General features: G+C 67.7%; 11 protein-coding genes. All 11 read right to left on the reverse strand.

What is annotated here, in order from left to right:
• Positions 1-3,757, reverse strand: a 3,757-nt coding sequence (locus tag ASD86_RS05040; protein WP_162253615.1) for an IPT/TIG domain-containing protein, incomplete at its 3' end; no start/stop codon positions are given.
• 201 nt (positions 3,758-3,958) lie between these two features.
• Positions 3,959-4,468 (reverse strand): hypothetical protein, encoded by a 510-nt coding sequence (locus ASD86_RS05045; protein ID WP_056107713.1) that lies wholly within the window; start codon positions 4,466-4,468, stop codon positions 3,959-3,961.
• Between the two features lie 312 nt (positions 4,469-4,780).
• Complete coding sequence (gene tsaB / locus ASD86_RS05050; protein ID WP_056107719.1) at positions 4,781-5,509, reverse strand: tRNA (adenosine(37)-N6)-threonylcarbamoyltransferase complex dimerization subunit type 1 TsaB; 729 nt, start codon at positions 5,507-5,509, stop codon at positions 4,781-4,783.
• Between the two features lie 397 nt (positions 5,510-5,906).
• A complete protein-coding gene (locus ASD86_RS05055) occupies positions 5,907-6,347 on the reverse strand; it encodes a VOC family protein (RefSeq protein WP_162253616.1) in 441 nt (146 codons plus the stop codon).
• Positions 6,348-6,363: 16 nt separating this feature from the next.
• Positions 6,364-8,499, reverse strand: a complete 2,136-nt coding sequence (locus ASD86_RS05060; RefSeq protein ID WP_056107721.1) for an ATP-dependent DNA helicase — start codon at positions 8,497-8,499, stop codon at positions 6,364-6,366.
• Between the two features lie 7 nt (positions 8,500-8,506).
• Positions 8,507-9,073: a hypothetical protein gene (locus ASD86_RS26430; protein WP_157476177.1), complete on the reverse strand. Its 567-nt coding sequence runs from the start codon at positions 9,071-9,073 to the stop codon at positions 8,507-8,509.
• 66 nt (positions 9,074-9,139) lie between these two features.
• Entirely contained in the window at positions 9,140-11,548 is a 2,409-nt protein-coding gene (gene mrcB / locus ASD86_RS05070; RefSeq protein ID WP_235567675.1) for a penicillin-binding protein 1B, read from the reverse strand.
• A gap of 348 nt (positions 11,549-11,896) precedes the next feature.
• A complete protein-coding gene (locus ASD86_RS05075; RefSeq protein WP_056107731.1) occupies positions 11,897-12,832 on the reverse strand; it encodes a glycosyltransferase family 2 protein in 936 nt (311 codons plus the stop codon).
• A 1-nt stretch (position 12,833) separates the two neighbouring features.
• Positions 12,834-13,859, reverse strand: coding sequence for a glycosyltransferase family 2 protein (locus ASD86_RS05080; protein ID WP_056107735.1), 1,026 nt, complete (start codon positions 13,857-13,859; stop codon positions 12,834-12,836).
• Positions 13,860-14,258: 399 nt separating this feature from the next.
• Complete coding sequence (locus ASD86_RS05085; RefSeq protein ID WP_056107739.1) at positions 14,259-15,764, reverse strand: NBR1-Ig-like domain-containing protein; 1,506 nt, start codon at positions 15,762-15,764, stop codon at positions 14,259-14,261.
• A gap of 468 nt (positions 15,765-16,232) precedes the next feature.
• Positions 16,233-17,660 (reverse strand): hypothetical protein, encoded by a 1,428-nt coding sequence (locus ASD86_RS05090; protein ID WP_235567676.1) that lies wholly within the window; start codon positions 17,658-17,660, stop codon positions 16,233-16,235.
• Positions 17,661-17,786: the final 126 nt, after the last annotated feature.

Genomic DNA, 17,786 nt, shown 5'->3' on the forward strand with positions numbered 1-17,786 from the left:
TACCGTCCGGCCGATACACACTCACCATGATCGAGCTCGCCGTTCCTGGCGTGACCAGGTCGGTGATGCCCAAGCCCAGGTCGGCGCCCTGCGTCGCGGTGAACGTGAAATAAGCGTTCTGACCAGCCGCCTGAGTCAGGACACTGCCGGGATCGCCACCAGGCTGGATCGTTTGCGACTGTCCCGAAAGCAAGGTCAACCGAGCCTTGGCTTTTTCTCCGTATCGGGGATCGACGAACACGAGGTAGTCGCCGCTGACGGGCAGGTCGTCCAGATTCAGGGTCAGCCAAGTATCGGTTGAACCCTGCTTCAACAACGCCCCGTCGGGCTTGTAGACCGTGTAATAGACCCTGCGCCCGGTTGGTTCGCTGATCTGGTCAGCAACATTGAAAGCGAACGTTTGCCCGGCTTCGGCCGCAAACCTGAGCCGCGCGTTCTGACCTCGGTGGTCGAGAACCAACTCAAGCGGTGTGCCCACCGACAAGTTGGCCATCAGATCCACGCTCACGACCGCCTTGAAGCTCATCGATGCCGCACCGCTGGGCGGCACCACCATGACCGTGTAGTTACCAGCGACCAGATCCGGCAGATTGAGTTCGCAGCCGTTATCGGACGCATAACAGTAGTCGTAAACGAGCTGTGTCCCGTCCGGACGATAGACGTACATCGTCGCGCTACCGGTACTACCCGGGGTCAGCAGATCGCTGAGCGCCAGGCCGAGATTGGCTCCTTGTTCGGCGATGAAGCTGAAGTAGACGTTCTGGCCCGCCGCCTGGGTGGCGAAGTTGCGAGGTTCGCTACCGACTTGCACGTCTCCGGTTTCGCCGGGCAATAGCGCCACCTGCACCTTGGCGGTCTCGCCATAGTTGGGATCGACGAACAACAGGTAGTCGCCCGTCAACGGCAGGTTACGCAGGTTCATGGTCACGCCGACATTGGAATAGCCCTGCTGCAGGAGCGTGCCGTCGGGTTTATAGACCGTGTAGTAAATGTAGCGGTCGGTCGGGACGATGGTCCGACCGGAAGCGGTCAAGGCGAAAGTCTGGCCTGCCTCGCCGGCAAAGCTCAAGCGCGCATTCTCGCCGCGCTTGGTCAGATCGAGGTTGAGCGGCGAGTTGATCGCCAACGTAACGGCCTGATCCGTGCTCAGAGTCGCCTTGAACGACATCGTCTGCGCGCCGGAGCCCGGCGGCATCACCGTGACGTTGTAGGTGCCGTCCACCGGGATCGTCAGATTCAAATCGCAGCCGCCTTCGGAGGCGCTGCAGTATTCATAGGTCAACCGAATGCCGTCCGGGCGATAGACGTTGACGCTCACCGAGGAGGTGGTTCCGGGCGTGACCAGATCGCTGAGGCCTATGCCCAAGTGGTCGCCCTGCTCGGCCGGGAAACTGAAGTACACGTTCTGGCCCGGCGTCTGGGTTTCGAACTCGCCGAGCGAGCCGCCCGGGTCGGGCCCGCCGACCATGCCGCTGACCAGTTTGATCTGCGCCGCGACGGTTTCGCCTTGGCTCGGATCCATGAACACCACATAGTCGCCGCTCGCCGGCAGGTTCGGCAGGTTCAAGGTCAGCGCACCGCGGGTGTTGCCCTGTTGCAGCATCGTGCCGTCGGGCTTGTAGACGGTGTAGTAGACGTCGCGGTTGGCCGGCGTGGTGGTCTGCGCCGAGACGTTGAACGCGCGCGTCTGCCCAGCCTGCGCAGCGAAACTCAGGCGCGCGTTCTGGCCGCGGCGATCGAGCGCGACCGGCACCGCGGTATCGGCGGGCAGCGCCACGATTGCATCAGCGCTGAGCGTGGCGTTGAACGCTACCGTGCGGTCGCCGCCGCTTGGCGGATTCACCACCACGCTATAGTCGCCGGCCGGCAGGTTGATGAGATTCAGGTCGCAACCGCCGTACTCGGAGTAACAGTACTCGTACGTCAATTGGCTGCCGTCGGGACGGTACACATAGACGTACACCGCACTGGTCGTTCCCGGCGTCAGCAGATCGCTGAAGCCCAGTCCCAGATTCGCCCCCTGCCCGGCGGTGAAATTGAAATAGATATTTTGTCCCGGCGTCGTCGTGGCGAACTCGCCGCTGCCCTGGCCCGGCAGCACTTCACCGGTTTCGCCTGAGACCAGACCCAATTGCGCGGTCGCGATCTCGCCGTAGATCGGGTCCACATAGATCTGATAGCCGCCGCTGGCCGGCAGCCTAGCCAGGTTCAAGGTCAGCCCGGCCTTGGTGGAGCCCTGCTGCAGCACACCGCCATCGGGCTTGTACACGGTGTAGTAGATGTCGCGGTTGGCCGGTTCGGTGCTCTGACTGGCGACGTTGAAGGCATAGGTCTCCCCAGCCTGCGCGGCGAAGGTCAGGCGGCCGTTCTGACCGCGGCGCGGCAGCGCCAGCGACGCCGGCGCGTCGGCGCTCAACGGCAACACAATGTCGGCGCTGAGCGTGGCCTTGAGTGAGAGCAGACGCTGGCCGTCGGAGGTCGGCATCAGCAGCAATGTGTAAGGGCCGGCGATGCCGAGGTTGGGCAGGTTGAGATCGCAGCCGCCATTGCTGGCGTAGCAGTAGTCGTAGGTCAGCTGGCTTCCGTCGGGGCGATACACCGTGATCTGCATTGAGCTGGTCGAACCAGGCGTGAGCAAATTGCTCAGGCCGACGCCGAGATTGTCGCCGGCGCCGACATTAATCACGAGGCGCTTGCTCTGATACGCGCCGGCGGTGGTCACCGCCAGCGGATCGGCCTGAGTGGTCAACGCCACGTTCTTTTCCCAATTCAAGTTCCACGCCATAGGCGCGCTCGGCTTAAGTAACAACAGGTGCAAACCAACGCCCAGGCGCGGTAAATGCGCGCTCGGCGCTGTCGCGCTGACGCTGTTGCTGATCAGCAGCCGGTTGTCCGGCGCGTACAAGGAATAGCTCACCGATCCAGCCAGCTCGGCTAACTGCAGACTGGTGAGGTCGCGACCGTTCGAATCCAGCAGCAACGCGACGACTTGGCCACTCTGGGACGTCGTCACGGTGCGCGGCGCCGCGTCCAGCGTCAGTCTCCCGCCATTGACCACGTCGGCGACGTTGACACCGGCCGGCACCACCACGAACTCATCCGCGCTCTGCGCGCTGCCGTACGGCGTGCTCACCGTGATCTTGCCGGTGCCGGCGCGCGTCGGCACCGGGAACGTCAGCTGGGTCTGGCTCGACGTACCCGGCATCGCGATGCGGTCGCCGAGCAGCACCCGGGTCAGGTCCGGCGCGGGATATAAATGCTGGCCGGTCACCGTGACCTGGGTACCGGCGACGCCGATCAGCGGGGTCACGCTGGCGATCTGCGGCGGTTGCGCGTCCTCGTCGACGACGAAGTCGGCCGGACCTGTGACGGTTTGCGCGCCTACCGTCACTGTCAACGGACCGGTGCTCGCGCCCACCGGCACCAATACCTTGAGCTCGGTCAATGCCGCCGAGACCACCGTCGCCGCGGCGCCATTGAAGCGCACCACGTTGTCGGCAGCGGTCGCACTGAACCCCTGGCCTTGTATCGTCACCTCGACGCCGGCCGCGCCACGCGCCGGCACGAACGAGAACACCGCGATCTGACCGGCGACGAGACGTTCGATCTTCAACAGGTTGCCGACCTTGTCGTAGACGTAGCGCGCGCTTTCGCCCGACTGCTCGTTGACCATCACCACCAGGCGGCCGTTATCGTCATAGACGTACCTGGCCGCCAACGCCAGCGAGCCGCTGACCAATAGCGTCAAGGCCAGCAAGGCCGCCCAGCCGCGGGAGAGAGCGCTCGCGCGCCGACGCGGCCGCGAATCCTGCTTTGACCGCGCAAGCGAGTCAGTTCGGGCGGAATCCAAACGCTGTTCCATGACGCTCTCTCCAAGCGCAACCCGGTCCGACCGGGCTTCCTGAGGGTCGATCTACCGCTCCGGCATTCCGCCGGCGGGTTTACTGCGAACTTGGAATCACGCGCCGGCCGGCGGCTTGGGCCGCGCGCCTTCCGGCAGTGTCTTGGTCACTTCGATTTCTTGTCGGCCCGCCGGTTTGCCGGCGATCGCCACTTCCATGACATAGCGCCCCGGTGTCCACTGGCCTGCGCCCTGCTTGACGAATTCCAGGTTGGTCGTCGCCGCGCCGCTCAAGGTCAGGTCGGTGCTCTGCTCGCCCACCACTTGGCCGTTGCTCATCTCGATCAGCTTGACCGACACCGGCACACCCTTCGCCGCGCCTTGCGTGCGCAGTGAGGCGATGATCTTTTCGCCGGGCAGGAATTGGGTCAGCGGCACCACCGTGCCGTCGGGATTGGACGCGACGCCGACGTCGAGCGCGAACAGGGTCAACTCCGATGCCTTGGCTGGTTCAGCCGCGCTCGTCGTCGCGGCCGCGGCGCTGGGGCCGGCGGCCTTGTTGTCGCAGCCCACGCTCAACGACGTGCACACCAGCGTCGCGAAAAGAAAAAAACCGATCTTGTTCATTGATCTGGATTCGACCGAACGATGCGGACTTGTGTTGTCGCACCATGGGCAGATCAAGTTCAAGACATAAGTGGACCGTATTTTTTACGCATATGGTGACGATACGTGCCGCACAGACACATCGTGTGTTTCGAAAAATCACTGTATTCAGTGATGCCGCGTAACTTCGAATTTTGCGGGAATCAGAAGCGGCACGCTCATCCAGATCGCGATGCGCAATGGTCTGGGTCGGCGATCATGCCGAGGCAGGGCTCGACTTGAGGATGGACCCCGCGACTTGGTCGGCGGCGCATGGCATCGGCGATTGAGACGCTATTTCGCTTTAGCGCGCAACGCGACTTGCTCGGCGATGGTCAGGGCGACGTTGTTGCGCAGATACGCCGGTTCGATCCGCTCCGGCGCGACGGCTTCGCCGCGCGCATAGGCCAGCGCGGCCAGACGGGCGAGGTCGGCGGCGTGCGGCAAGGCCTGCGCGTCGATCGCGGCGAAACGCTCGCCCAGGCGTTCGCGCAACGCGCCTTCGGCCGCGGCGAAACCGGTGCCCACGCCGAGCCAGCCGTTGCGGTCGCCCGGCACGACCGCGGCGGTGGGCGCGATCACGATTTCTTCGTCCAGCGCGAACGCGTCGCCGTCGCGCAGTTCGTAGGCGGCGGTGTAGACCTCGCCCATGCGCGCGTCGATCGCGGCGAATACGCGTTGCGGTTCGGCGCTTGAGCCTTCGGGCTTGAGGTCGTGCGCGCGCAGGGCGAGCACGGCCAGGGTCGATACCGGCACGATCGGTTTGTCCAGGGCCAGCGCGATGCCTTGGGCGATGGCGATCGCCAGACGCACGCCGGTGAACGCGCCGGGGCCGCGGCTGATCGCGATCGCATCGAGCTGGCTGCGCTTGATACCGGCCTGCGCGAGCAGTTGCTCGGCCCAGGGCAGCGAGAGTTCGGCGTGGCGACGCGGCGCGAGCTCGAAGCGCTCATGCACTTCGCCGTCGAGCCATACGGCGACGGAGCAGGCTTCGGTGGCGGTTTCGAAGGCTAGGAGTTTCATGGGGCTCGGGGGTGGTGTTCGGTGGTGCGGGATTTCGAATGCAGGGGCGTGTCTTCCGCTTTTTTCGCTTTCCGCTTTTACGTTTTCGGCGTTCTCGGGCCTTACGTTTTTCGCTTTACCTATTTTGCTTTTGTTTTTTGCTCGTCATTCCCGCGAAAGCGGGAATCCAGGGCCTTTCGTGCGAGAACGTTTGAAGTCACTGGATTCCCGCTTTCGCGGGAATGACGATCTGGAAGGATAACGCTGAAGGCTCTGGATTCCCGCCTTCGCGGGAATGACGATTTGGGAAGAGCGCGCTGAAGGTTCTGGATATTCGGCTCCGCCAAAGTAAAGCAGAGCCCAGCTTCGTGAGATTACGAACCGCACCAACTCCATCTCACCCGCCCCCACCACCCACTCACTCCGCACCCGGCTCCCACAACTCGATCAACCCACCCTCCGGATCGACCACATACCCGAACTTGCCCTGCTCGCTTTCCTCGTAACGATCGAGCACCTGGCAGCCTTCTTCGCGCAAGGACTGCAAGGTCGCGGCCAGGTCGTCGACGCGGAAATTGATCATGTAGGGCTTGTCGCTGGGCTTGAAGTACTCGGTGGTTTCGGCGAACGGCGACCACACCGTGTAGGCCGCCTCACCGGTGTCTTCGCGCTTCCACCCGAACATCGCGCCGCCCCAGTCCTGACCGCCGACATCGAGGTGGCGGCCGTACCAAGCTGACAGCGCGGCCGGGTCGCGGGCCTTGAAGAACACGCCGCCCAGGCCATGCACGCGCGGCTTGCGTTGCTCGGCTGGCGCCGGCGATGACGCTGTGGAGTCGCCCTGCTCTTGCTCGGTCATGCTCCTGCCCTCGCGGTCATTGGTAGTAGTACTCGTCGTCGGACGAGGCCGACGTGGCCGATTCTAGTACCAGCGGCTCGCCGGCGAAGAACCGGCCCACGTCCTCGACCTGGCGGGTGCGCGGCAGCGGCGGCAGCGAGTCGAGGAAGGTCTTGCCATAGCTCTTCGACAGCAGGCGCGGGTCGCACAGGACCAGCACGCCGCGGTCGGTCTCGCTGCGGATCAGGCGGCCGGCACCCTGTTTGAGCGCGATCACCGCCTGCGGCAGTTGTTCGTCGCGGAACGGGTTGCCGCCGCCGCGACGGATCGCGTCCAGGCGCGCTTCGAACACCGGGTCGTCGGGCGCGGCGAACGGCAGTTTGTCGATCACCACCACGCTCAGCGCTTCGCCGGCCACGTCCACGCCTTCGCGGAAACTCGCCGCGCCGAGCAGCACGCCGTTGCCGGAGGCGCGAAAACGTTCGAGCAGCACGTGCCGCGGCGCTTCGCCCTGCACGAATAATGGCCAGGGCCCGTCGCGCAGCAATTCGGCCGCTTCGCGCAAAGCGCGGTGCGAGGCGAACAGGACGAAGGCGCGGCCGCCGGAGGCTTCGAGCACCGGGCGCAGGCGATCGACCATGCTTTCGTTGTAGTGACGCACGGCCGGATCGGGCAGGCCGCGCGGCAGGTACAGCAACGCTTGTTCGGCCCAGTCGAACGGGCTGGGCGCGAGCAGGGTCGTGGGTTCGACCAGGCCGAGCTTGGTCGCGTAATGCTCGAAACGGCCGCCAACCGCGAGCGTGGCCGAGGTGAAGATCCACGCCGCGCGCGAACGTTCGCGGTGCTCGGCCAGGGGCGCGGCGACATCCAGCGGCGTGCGCGCCAGGCGGAAGCCGCGCGCGGTGAGTTCGTACCACAGCACGCTGGTGTCGGGCGCGGCGGGGGTTTGTTCGGCTTCGTCTTCGGCCGCCTCGTCAGCGACAGCCTCGACCGGTTCGACCATGGCCTCGACTGCGGCGACCCGCCGCGGCGGCGCGAAATCGTCGTCTTCTTCGATCGGCTCGACCACGGCCGCGACCGGCGGCGGTCCGCCGCGCCAGCGCCGCAGCTTGGTCTGGAAATCCTTGGCCCGCGCGTGGCAGCTGTCGAAGCCCGGCGCGGCGCCGCGCAACGGTTCGAGCGTCTTGTGCATCGTGCCCAACGCGGCGTCGAGCGTGTCGAACGCGGCCTCGACCGCCGGCACTTCGGCGGCGCGGCGGCGGGTCGCGCGCACCGGCAACTCGTCCATCGCCGCGCGCAGGCCGCGCACCGCCTGTTCGAGGTCGCGCGACGGCGTCTGCACGCTGGCCAACGAACCGGTCACGCTCTTGCATTCGGCCAACGCGTCGCGCGCCAGTTCGACCAGCGGCCGCGCGCTGATCGCTTCGCCGAAGAATTGCGACGCCAGGTCCGGCAACTGATGCGCTTCGTCGACCACGAACGCCTGCGCGCCCGGCAGGATTTCGCCGAAGCCTTCCTGCTTCAGCGCCAGATCGGCCAGCAGCAGATGATGATTGACCACCACCAGGTCGGCGGCCTGCGCGCGCTGGCGCGCCTGCACCACGAAGCAGTCGCCGAACATCGGGCATTCGCTGCCCAGGCAATTTTCCGCGGTCGAGGTGACCATCGGCAGCAGCGGCGAGTCTTCCGGCAGACCGTCGAGTTCGGCCAGATCGCCCATGCGGGTGCGCCCGGACCAGCTGACGATGCGCTGGAACTGGGCGGCGTAATCGCGGCTGGTGAAACGCGGCTCGCCCTTGGCCTGCTCGGTGCGGTACTTGCACAGATAGTTCGCGCGGCCCTTCAACAACGCGGTCTTCAAGCCCACGCCGAGCGCGTCGCGCACCCGCGGCAAATCGCGGTGATACAGCTGATCCTGCAGCGCGCGGGTGCCGGTGGAGACGATGGTCTTGAGCCCCGACAACAACGCCGGCACCAGGTAGGCGAAGGTCTTGCCGGTGCCGGTGCCGGCTTCGGCGAGCAGGGTCGAACGCGCTTCGAACGCGTCGGCGATCGCCACCGACAGGTCCTGTTGCGCGGGTCGCGGCGCGAACGCGGCGATGTTGCGCGCGAGATCGCCGCCTTCGCTCAGCGCGGCACGAGTGGCGACGCCGAGGCGGCTGGGTTGTGGCATGCCGTCCTCAGTAACGCGCCGGCGCGGCGACCGTGCAGGTGGCGATCTGGGCCTGGGCCTGCCGGGCCGATGCGGTCAGCTGGGTGCGCTGCGGGACCAGCGCGTCGTAATGGTCCTGACGCTCGGCCAGCTTCATCGCGGCGTTGACGCCGGACAGCTTGGCGCTGCGCACTTCCGCGATCGTGGTCCAGTTGCGCCGGCACAGCGGCCCGACCTTGGAACTCGAATCGAAGGCCTGCTGGGCGAACCGTTCGGCATCGTCGAGGCGATGCAGCAGCAGCGCGGCTTCGGCGCGTTCCTGCAACAGTGCCGGATCGTTGGCGTTGAGCTGCAGCGCGTGATCGAGCGCGGCGGCGGCTTCGGGGTACTTGCGCGCCTTTTCCAGTTGCGTCGCCTGTTGCCGCAGGTCCTCGACCTGCGGGTCGCGGATCGGCTGCACATCGAGTTCGCGCGATTCCAGACCGCCGGCCGCGACCACCTTGGCCACCGCGGCTTCGCCGTTGAACGCGGCTTCGGCCAGCGCGGTGGGCTGCGGCGGCGCGACCGTGCAGGCAACCAATACGGTCGTCAGCATCGCGGCCGTCAACATCGGGGCGGCGCATCGGGGGATGGCGCCTGCGAAAAAACTGCGCTTCATGGATTACTGCTCCGGGGACGGGGGATTGGGCGCCGGCTCACGCGCGGGTTCGTCCTTGTCCTGGCCGATGCCGAACCATTCGCGCCAACCGCCGCCACCGGATTCCTCGGCTTCGGGCTGCGGCGCCGGGCACGGCGCGTACTGCGGCGCGAAACCGGCCACGAACGGGAAGCGGCGCGCGCCAGCGCAGCTCGCGTCGGTGGTGTTGGTGCCGACCACCGACTGCCAGTCCAGGCCCTTGTCGGTGACTTTCAACGACGCGCTGGGCAGGCGCGAGAAGATCGCCGACCACACCCGCATCGCGCCGGTGCCGCCGTACAGGCCGGTGGCCTGGTTCTGATCGTTGCCGACCCAGATCACCGCCAGATGATCGCCGGTCCAGCCGGCGAACCAGCTGTCGCGGCCGTCGTTGCTGGTGCCGGTCTTGCCGGCCGGCGACAAGCGGCCCAGGCCGTCGCCGACCAGTTGCCGGCCGGTGCCGTTGGTGATCGCGTGCTGCAGGGCGATGGTGATCAGGCGCGCGGCGATCGCGTCGCCTTCCTGCGCCGGCGCGGGTTCCTTGTCGTAGCGCTTAACCGCCTTGCCGTTGGCGTCGAGCACGCCGCGCACCGCGTGCAGCGGCTGGATTTCGCCGCCCGAGGCGAGGAACTGGTACAGCTGCGCCATCGCGTACGGGCTTTGATCGACCGCGCCGAGGATCAGCGAAGGGTTGTTGTCCGGCGCCTCGATCCCGGCCAGGGTCTTGATCAGCGCCGAGATGCGCTCGGGCGCGACCTGCATGCCGATGCGCACCGTGGCCTGGTTGTAGGACATCGCCAGCGCATCGATCATCCGCACCATGCCGTGGCTGCGGCCGTCGGAATTGCCCGGGTTCCAGTTGCGGCCGCGGCCGAGCTTGACCGTGACCGGCGAGTCGTCGACCCACGAACTGAGGTTGAACTCGCCCGGCTGCGCCAACGCGAGCAGATACACGAACGGCTTGAGCAGCGAACCCACCGGTCGCTGCGCTTCGATCGCGCGGTTGAAGCCGTGCTGGGTAAATTCGCGGCTGCCGACCACGGCGAGCACTTCGCCGTTGTGCACGTCGGTGACCACCAGGCCGGCCTGCAACGGTGGCCGGCGCTTGTTGTCCAGGGTCTTGAGCGTGCGCGCGACCGCGCCCTCGGCCTGCGCCTGCGCCGACGGCGACATCCCGCTCATCACGCTCAGGCCGGCGCCGGCCAGCGCATCGGCCGGGTAGTCGCGGGCGAGCTGGCGGCGGATCAGGTCGACATAGGCCGGGAAGCGGTTGGCTGCGATGTTGCCAGGGTTGGCGGTGATCTCCAGCGGCGCCTTGACCGCGCGGTCGTGCTCGTCCTGCTTGATCAGGCCGGTCTCGAGCATCTCGCCGAGCACGAAGTTGCGCCGCCCCAGCGCGCGCTCGGGATTGCGCCGCGGGTCGTAGTAGGACGGGCCGCGCACGATGCCGATCAACAACGCGATCTGCTCGGTGTTGAGATCGCGCAGGTCGCGGCCGAACCAGAACTCGGAGGCGGCCGACACGCCGTGGATCGCCTGCGAGCCGCGCTGGCCCAGATACACCTGATTGAAATAGGCCTCGAGGATCGTGCGCTTGTCGTAGCGCGCCTCGATCAGCAGGGCGTAGATGATTTCCTTGCCCTTGCGGGTCAGGGTCTGTTCCTGGCCGATGCCGAGCAGGCCGCTGCGCGCGAGCTGCTGGGTCAGGGTGCTGGCGCCCTGCTTGGCGCGGCCGGCGGCGACGTTCTTGAACGCGGCGCGGATCATGCCGGTGATGTCGATGCCGATGTGGCTGTTGAAGTCGCGGTCCTCGACCGCCTGCAGGCCGGTGACCAAGAGTTCCGGCACTTCTTCGATACGAACCAGCCGCCGCTCTTCCTGCTTCTGCCCGTACAAGGTGGCGATACGCGCCGGGTCCAGGCGCGCGACCTTGAGCGCTTTCTTCGAGGTCAGATCGCGCAGGCCGGCGACGCGGCCGCCGGACACCACCACTTCGATCCGGCGCGGTTGCACGGTGCCGTCGACATCGTTGAAGCCGCGGCTGGCGACGGTGAAACGGCCGCCGTCGCGGGCATAGGTGCCCGGGCGTTCGCCGCCGTCTTCGCGATAGGAGGCCGCGTCCAGCTCGGTCTTCAGCGTCGCCGGGTCCAGCGCCAGGCCCGGCGCGAGTTCCAGCGGGCGCCCGTAGACCCGGGTCGGCAGCTGCCATTGCAACTGGCCGAAGCGTTCGCCGACTTCGTGATTGAGGTAGAGCGTGTAGGGAATCAGAAACCCCAGCCCCAGGCCGATCGCGGCCAGGGCCCAGGTCACCAGACGGCGGCGCCAGGTCGGCGCCGGAGCGCTGTCATCGCGGTCGTCGTCGCGTTCGTCTTCGTCGTAATCGATTCGGGCCACGGATCTGCAACACAGGGAGTCGCGGGCAAGTCTAGCGCAGGCGTCCATGGCCCGCGCCCGGGTCGGATGGCAGGGGCCTGACGCATTCAGACCCCGTGAATAAGCGCTGGTTCAGGGATTTGGGCCGGTGCGCGTGGAAATCGCGGCGTTGGCGGCCTGGCGTTCGCCCCAAACGGAACGGAAGGCCGCGAGGTCGGTTGTTGGAGGCGCTGCTTGCGCTGAAGCGGGTTTGCACGGCGATCTGGGGCCAGAGGCGCCGGCGCCATGAGCCTCACATAGCGCTGCGATTGCAGGTCGAACCGGGTGCACGCGGGGTTTCGCGTCGCAAACCCACATCGGTCGGTGATGCTAGTCCTGCGCGGGCGGCATAGGCCCGTCCCGTCCTCGCAGGCCATCGCGCAGGCCGCGCAGCATCGCCTTCAGATAAGCCCCACGCGGCTTCAGCAACACCACGGTGCCGACGAATTTCAACAGCAGCCGCGGCAGGTCCTGCGCGGCCCAGCGCCGCGGCACTTCGACGCGGCGGTACAGGGCGATGCGGTTGCGCATCATGTAGTACAGCCGGGTCGGGCTGTGGACCACGGTGCGGTAGGGAATCAGCCGCGATACCGGCTCCAGTTCGCCGATCCGGTGCTGCATGCCGGCATCGCAGATGCCGTACAGGCGGTAGCCGCGGTACTTGGCACGCGAACTCCATTCGACGTCGACGTTGTCGATGAACAAGCCTTCGTCCATGCCGCCGACCGTGTCCAACACCTCCAGCGGCAGCAGCGAGCCCGAGGTGATCAGGAAATCGCAGTCGATGACCTGGCCCGGTCCGCCGTAAAACTTGTGGTTGAGCGGAAAACCGATCCGTACGAACGGCGCGATCGCGCCAGTGCGCTGATCGCGGAACTGCGGCCCGACCGCGGCGACCGGGTGCTGCGCCTGCAACCGGTGCAGATGGCGCTGCAATACCGCGACCATGTCCGGGTCGACGATGCTGTCCTGGTCCATCAACAGCAATTGCGCGAAACCGGCCGCGCGCGCGGACTGCGCGGCGTGGTTGATCGCGCTGCCCAGGCCGACGTTGCACTCGCCGCGGACCACTTCCACGCCCTGCCCGCGCAGCCGTTCGAAATACGCGTCGAGCGCTTCGCCGGGACTGGCGTTGTCGAAGATCAGGACTCGCCCGACCTGCGGCTTGATCGCGGCGACGACCTGGTCGAGCAGTTCGATCTGCGGGTGGTAGGTGACGATCGCGGCGCATACGTCCGCGGCCTGGGCCGACGCTGAGGGGTGCATGTCAGCGCAGCCCCAGCAGGTCGCAGACCATCGAATGCAGTCCGGAGGAGTAATCGAGATAACGGCCCTGACGCCATTCTTCGCGCACCAGCGGCCAGCGCCGGGCGAAGCTCGCCGGCAAGTCCAGGCGCAGGCGCAGATGGGCAATGCGCGCGTCGAGTCCGGCGCGCTTGGCCGCGCCCACGTCAAGGCCCGCGCGTCGCAGGTGCTCGCGCAGCGAGTCGAACTTGGCAGCCATGGCCTGCATGTATTCGCGCCGTTGCTTGCCGCCGCCGAGCCGCTCGATCAGGCTGCGCTGGCGCGCGCCGATCTGATTCCCGCCGTGCTGGCGATACCCCATCGTCGGCGCTTCCACGCAATCGATCTCGCCGGTCGCGGCCGCGATCAGCGCCAGCCATTCGTCGTGGACCCAGGCGCTGCGTTCGAGTTCTGGATGTTCGATATCGGGAATCGGCAGCGCCTGCGCCAACACCTCGCGCCGCAGTGCGATGGTCGCGCCGGTCACGATATTGCGCCGGACCAATACGTCGAAACCGCGGCCGGCGTGGATCGCGGCCAGTTCGGCGGCGCTCACTTGCAGGGTCTGGAACATGCGCTGGCCCAGTTCGCGGCCCTCGCCGTCGATCAGCCGCGAATCGCTGTGCAGCAGGTTCAAGCGCGGCCGGGCGCGAAACTGTTCGAGATAATCGGCGAGTTTGTTCGGGTACCAGACATCGTCCTGATCGCACAGGAACACGATCGCTTCCCCGGCGCGACGCAGCGCGGCCTCGAAATTACGCAGATAGCCCAGGTTGCGCGAATTGCGTTGCAAGTCCACGGCGATGCCGCGCGCGCGCGCGCGTTCGGCGAAGGCTTCCAGCATCGCCCAAGTGTCGTCGCTGGAGGCGTCGTCGGCGATCACGATGCGCTGCGGCGCCAGGGTCTGCGCGAGCAGGCTGTCGAGTTGCCGCGGCAGGTAGCGCGCGCCGTTGTAGGTGCACAGCACCACCGCCACCGTGTCCGGCGCCGGGCGGGGGTTCAACGCCATGAGCGCTCCGGCGGCGCGGCGAACGGGCGCGGCGCGACGCGGACGGCGGACAGGGCGAGGGTCGGATCGAAAGGCAACGGGGCGGTCTGACGGCGGAAACGGCCGGCATTATCGCCCAGCGCCGCGCCGCCGGGAGCGGCGGCGCTGAACGGTCGCCAGCGGGCGATCCGCGGCCGCCGCGCTGCGACGGCGATCGCGTTCGCGCGGGCCGGGCCGCCCGAGGCGGCAACCCGGTGCGCGGGACCACGTGGGTCCGAAACACAGACTTGGGAACAAACGGCCCCCGATCGATGGATCGGGGGCCAACCGCGGAACCGATCGCGCCGCACGGATCGACAATGCGGCGCGATCGCAACGCAACGCCTCGCAGCCGGGGCCCTCGCGCCGGGCCGTGCGCGACTACGGCGCGGCCGCCCGCGCAGGCTCCTTGGCGCCGGCCGACACCCCGCGCACGTCGACGCTGGTGATGGTGTAGCCGGGAATGCCCAGATTGAACCGGATCGTGCCGAAGCCGATCCACGGCGCGCTCTGGCTGCCGCTCTGGCCACCGGCGAACAACTGCGGATTGTTGCCCTGCGCATCGGTGATGATGATCTGCGCGTTGGGCTGGTTGCTGTTCCAGGTGATGTTGGCGGTGCAGATCGCGCCGCCGATCGGAATCACGCAGGGATTGGGGCTGGCGCTGATCGAGCCGGTCGGCTTCGGCTTGACGTTCACCACCACGTTGGGAGTGGCGTCGCCGAACCAGGCGATGCCTTCCTTGACCAGCCTCCACTGGAAGTTGTAGTTGCCCGGCGTCGACGGCGGGACCACGGTGAAAGTGAAGGTGACGTTCTGCTGCGGCGCGACCGCGTACGGCAGATTCACGCGGTGCAGGCCCCAAGTGAGGTTGTCGCCGGGATTCTGCGAACCCAGGCCGAAGTAGTCGTTCGGCCGCCAGGTCTGGCTGCTGGTGTTCTTCATCGTGATCGACACCGTGGTCGGCACGCCGGCCAGCATGGTCGGGTTGACGCTCTGGCTGACGAAGCCGCCGAACAGGCCGTGCTTCACTTCCTTGCCGATCGCGGTGTAGGACGCCTTGAGCGAAGCGTGGGTGCGCACGCCGTTGGTGTTCGCGTGGCCCCACAGGAACGGCAGCAGCATGATCACGCGCGGGTCGGCCTTGCCGACGGCGTACATGGTCTCGGGCGTGTGCGGCGAGTGGTCGAGGATTCCGCCCACGCCGGCTTGCGGGACCATGATTTCGCGCTGTTGCGGGCGCATGTAGTCCTGCAGGTCGCCGACCGTGTCGATGTAGCCGCTGTCGTTGGCGCCGTAGTTGTTGACGCCGACCCAGTCGACCAGGCGCAGGCCCTGCGCGGCGTCGCGGAATTTCTTGCTCAGGATCATCGCGATCGGAATCCCGGCGGTACGGCTGTCGGCGCGGATCACGCCGATCGCGTTGGCGAGGGTGGGATGGGCGACGCCACCGACGTCGGACAGGTGGTGCAGTTCCGGTTCGTCGATCGGATAGAACGCGGCCACCGTGCTGCGCGTGGGATCGCCGGGCACCAGGTAACCGGCGGTGACCAGGTCGCCGAGCAGCGCGCCGAACGCGCTGGCCGCGTCGGGGCGCTGGCTGTAAATCGGATCGGAATCGGATCCGGTAATGGTGAACAGGAACGAGTCGAGCGAAATCACCGCCTTAACGCCGTTGTCCCTGGCGCGCTGCAACTCGTCGAGAATGGCGGCACGCGCGGCGGTGCTGTCGCGGCCGGTCCAGACGTGGGTGATGTTGGTGTGGTCGTTGTTCTCGTGCTGATAGCCGTTATTGGCCCAGTAGCCGAAGTACTTGACCTCGGCCCGCGCGGCCGGCGGCGCGGCGGCGGCCAGCAGCAGGGACAGCATCAATGCGGTGCGTTTCATGAAAAGTCCTTGGATGACGAAAGGGAACCGACAATGCGTGCGGGACTCGCTGCGGCGGCGTGCGGCCGTTGGCGCACGCGCAAAACATCCGCCGATCCGACGCGCCGGCCCGCCGTCCGGTTGCGGCGTCAACGGCGGCATCGGGCGGCGGGCATTCATGACTCGCGGAACGCGCGAGGAAGGGATCACTGCGCGCGAATATCGCAGCGCGGATCAGGCGCCGACAGAATGGTGCGGACGAAAAAGCCGCGCGCGGGTTCGAGTTAAGCGGCCGGATCGCGCGCGTGGCCTGTCCTCGCCTCATGCATCGCGAAACAGTTTCGGATGCCGTCAGACCGCTGCGATCCGCAACGCCCGATAGCGTTGGGCCGAGTGCGTTCTTTCGCCCAGACCGGCGAGCGCCGCGGCGCCGCTCGCCCTGCCCTGCCTGCCAACGCGGAGGCACAGCGCGCTAGCGGTCGCGCGCGCTCAATTCGCCGCCGCCGCCGCCTGCACGCGCGCGGCCAATTCGCTCAGCCCGGGCGCGCCCGGATCCAGCCGCCGCGCCGAGTCCAGCGCGCTGCGCGCGGCGTGCAGTTCGCCGGCGCCCAGGCGCTCGTCGCCGACCGCGATCCAGCGTTGCGCCAGTCGCGTCGCCGCTTCGCGCACCGGCGCGCTCGCGCCTTCCAACGCGCGCCGCGCATCCAGGCATCCGCTCGCGCGCACCAATCGATTGCCGCTGAGCTCGGTTTCGAAACAGCGCCTGGCCGCCGGCAGCAGGCGCGCCGCGGCGGCGCGCACCGCCGGGTCCTGCGGCGCGATCGCCTGCGCCGCGCGCAATTTGTCGTAGGCGCTGTCGCCCGGCGGGGTCAGCAGATCGCCGCGCTGTTCGGCCGCCGCGGCTTCGTTGAGCAGACGCCGCAGCGACTGGCGCCGCGCCAGCGGCGGTTCCTGATCGAAACGCTTGCGCGATTCGCGCGCGCGGTCCAGATGCTGATGCGCCAAGGTCACCGCGGGCGCATCCACCGCGAGTTCGCGCGCCCGCTCCAGCTCGGCCTGCGCATCGGCGAAACGGAAATCGGCGGCGTAGCGCTCGCTGAGCGCGGCATGCGCGTTGGCGACGGCGATCAGGCCGCGCCGCGCGGCTTCGTCGCCGGGCTGGATCGCCAGCAGGTCGAGGTAGGCCTCCGCCGCACGATCGAGGCGTTGCCGGCGCAACGCCTGATCGGCATCGCGGCGGCGTTGTTCGACATGGCGCTCGAGCACGCTCAAGGCATCGGGCAGATCGGCGTGGCCGGGATCGGCCGCCTGCACCCGCGCGATGCCCTGCGCGCCGCGCGCGAGCTCGCCGCGTTCCAGCGCCTGCCGCGCCTGTTGCAACAGGTCGGCCAGGGTGTCGTCGCGGCCTTCCAGCGCGTCGTTGCGTTGCGGCTGCAGTTCCAGCACCCGCAGGTACAGCGGCAAGGCCGCGTCGGGCGCGCCGTCGAGCCGGCCCTGCGCGCGCGCGTTAGCGGCCTGCGCGACCAGCCGGTCCAAGCCCGCATGCGCCGCCTCGCGTTCGCGCAGCCGCCGCGCCAGCGCTTCGACCTGATCGCGCGGCGTCGCCAATTCGCGCGCCAGCTCCAGCCGTTCGCGGGCGAAATCGAAATGGCCGCCGTCGATCGCCTGACGCGCCTGCACCAGCGCCATCGCCCCGACCCGGGTCAGTCCCTGGCGCGCATCGCCGCGATCGGGGTCCAGCGCCAGCGCCGCCTCGTACAGCTCGCGCGCGCCGTGGCCGTCGGGGGAAGTCAACTTGCCCTCGGACAGCGCCACGCCGGCCTGCTGGCGCAGGGCCTGCAGGCGGGTTTCGGGCCAGAGCCAGTCGGACAGGGGTTGGCGCAGGGGGATCAGGGCGATCAGGACAAGCGCCAGCAATGGCAAGCCGATCCGCAGCCCGAAACGACGACGAGTCCGCGCGCGCTGGTCGGCCGCGTGCTTGTCGACTATGTGTTGCGGCGCATCCTCGAAGCGCAACCGATCCCAGTCGCCGACAGGCTCGAT

This window comes from Lysobacter sp. Root690, assembly GCF_001427785.1.
Classification (GTDB): domain Bacteria; phylum Pseudomonadota; class Gammaproteobacteria; order Xanthomonadales; family Xanthomonadaceae; genus Lysobacter.